Below are 2,270 nucleotides of genomic sequence, written 5' to 3'. Positions count from 1 at the left end.
GACGGCAACGAAACGGGAGCAGCATGGCTGGCACCGGTTCGATAACCATTCATCCGGAGCAACCATGAGCCAAGTTTCCTCCGCTTTCCGCCCGCCCGTCTGTGAAGACTGGTCGCATTTTCTTCCCGGTTTCACGTTGACGCACACGGTTCATCTCGTTTCGAGACGGAATCCTGGCATCGTCTCGACCGCGGCTGCCGTACTCGAAGGGGAAACGGCGACGGTCGATCGGTGGGCTATTACCCGATGTGGTGACGTTCTCGAGCAGAAAATCGTGCTCGGTGAGATGACGGAAGGGCAAGCGGTTCGGGTGCGTGAACGGCTTGCGGCGCTCGACGGCGTGCTCCGGACTAGGGTCGAGCATCATTTCGTTCGGGCGAGGGCGGCGGTGGGAAGTGCGTCGGAGGGCAGCCACTAGACGATGCATGCGCGTCGTCGCTGTATCCGGTGATATGTATGAAACTGGACTAGAGCAAACGGACAGTGTCAGTTCATCTGACTCAATTCGGCCATTTCGGCCGTTCGTTTGACCCGCGCAGCAGTCACTTGAACGGCCGCTCCGCTCCGAAAACTGCCCATTGTTTAGCACGCTTGTCGACCAGAAGCGGTCAATCATCTGAACGCCACCGGGCGAGCAGCTCCAAGCCAAAATTCTGACGCGCCGTTCGAGTCGACGACTCCAACGGCGGTCATTTAGATGTTTTTTTCGCGTCTATCGGGTTTCTTCAAGCCCTTCTCGCCGTCTTTGGTAGAAGGGGTTGACGGCGCCTCGCCGAAAGAAGGCCGCAATGCAGCAGTTTTGCGCTTTCCCGATCCCAGCTTCGGCTGCTTTGCCGTCGACTCAGTGATTCTCTTGACCTTCTTGGTCGCCTTGGTATCGATGCCGCGCCGCGTGAGGTCGATGCCGATCACACGAATGTCCTCAACACCGGGGTAGTCGTTCGATATAAGCACCCAGTGTCGCTGCAACTCGTCCACGAGCATCTCGAAAGCGTCAACTCGGTGCCCATTCGGCAGATCCCAGTAGGGTTTTGTCCCGAGATAGACTATGACGAAGATGCCGCGGCTTGAGCGGAGATCGCGCAGATAGTCACCACACAGCTGTGTTTCGAGGCGCTCAAAAAGGTGAGGGCCGGTCCACTTGTCAGCGAGCTTGAGTTCGGCCGGCACTGGAGCGTCAAAGCCGACGCCAAAGAATCGCAGATCGGGACGCTTCGCATCGGCCAGTTCCTCTTCTTGCGGGATGACGTATCGGCCGGCTGCGCGATCGCGACACCATCCACCCAAGAATTTCCTGAACTCCGTCTCTTGATCGATCGCCTGAAGGATCGAGGCGATGCTGGAATCGCCGTTCTCGAGGTCGTGCTTCAACGCTTCCAGCTTGTCGACGGCGTGATACCAGAGTTCGCGGTGATTCGTCGGCGTCGCTACTAGCGATTTCCCGAACTCCTGAACCTGCGACGGTGTCCACGCATCGACGTCTGCGTCTGCGGTGGCCTTGATCTTCGCGTGGTAGCTCATCCACGGCCGGGAGCGCTCATCAGGGTGCGCGCGTCCCATTTCGAGCAGCGCGAGGAACGCCTCCTTCCCAGGAGTCTCCCGGATAAATGCCATGAGCGCATTTCGCGCATCCTGCGCATCGTCTCGCAAACCTGGCGAGTATACGCCTTGCCCTGCGCGGTCGATGTCGTCCTGCTGCCGGATGTAGCGCGCCATGAGCAGATAGAGCGACTTCATGTGCTCGACCGTGCGATACGCCTGCCGGGCTTGTCCTTCCTTCGACCTGCCACCGACGAGGGCGACGACGAATGCAAGAGCCAGCTTAGTCTGCTGGACCGCGTCATCCATACCGGCAAACCGGGCGGCAAGGGCTGGGATCGCGGCGGCAGGATCGGTTCCGACCCAGGCGGCGAACCAGATCGGAGAAAAAGTGAGGTTGCGAGTGGCGTTCGCCTTCCGCGAAGCAATTGCAGCGATCGTCTTGTCGTCGATCGATGATCGGTTGACGATCGCGAGAAGATGGCCGAGGTTCCGTGTATTGACCCGCTTAGCGCGCAACTCCGGCAAGAGCGCCGGAGCAATCTGATCCCAGATCCAATCGCCATGCCAACTGACGTCATAGAGCGCGTAGTGGCTCTCCCCCTCCTCCGTTTCGGTAGAGAGCTCGTATTTGATTTCCTTTAGCAGCACGTCGAAGACTTGCGATGGGAACGACGCATACAGCCGGGGAAGCCAAACTGGAAATCCATTGAGCTCCTGCAGGGCGTATC

General features: G+C 59.1%; 2 pseudogenes. One reads left to right on the top strand and one right to left on the bottom strand.

The features are described from left to right. A pseudogene (locus AC3IFE_RS28820) lies at positions 1–418 on the top strand (hypothetical protein); the annotation flags it as partial. Between the two features lie 275 nt (positions 419–693). Here AC3IFE_RS28820 and AC3IFE_RS28815 read toward each other — a convergent pair. After that, positions 694–2,270, bottom strand: a pseudogene (locus tag AC3IFE_RS28815) (hypothetical protein); the annotation flags it as partial.

The organism is Burkholderia sp. APQ4-4ca (assembly GCF_057837105.1).
This window is presented reverse-complemented; position numbering and strand designations above follow the sequence as displayed.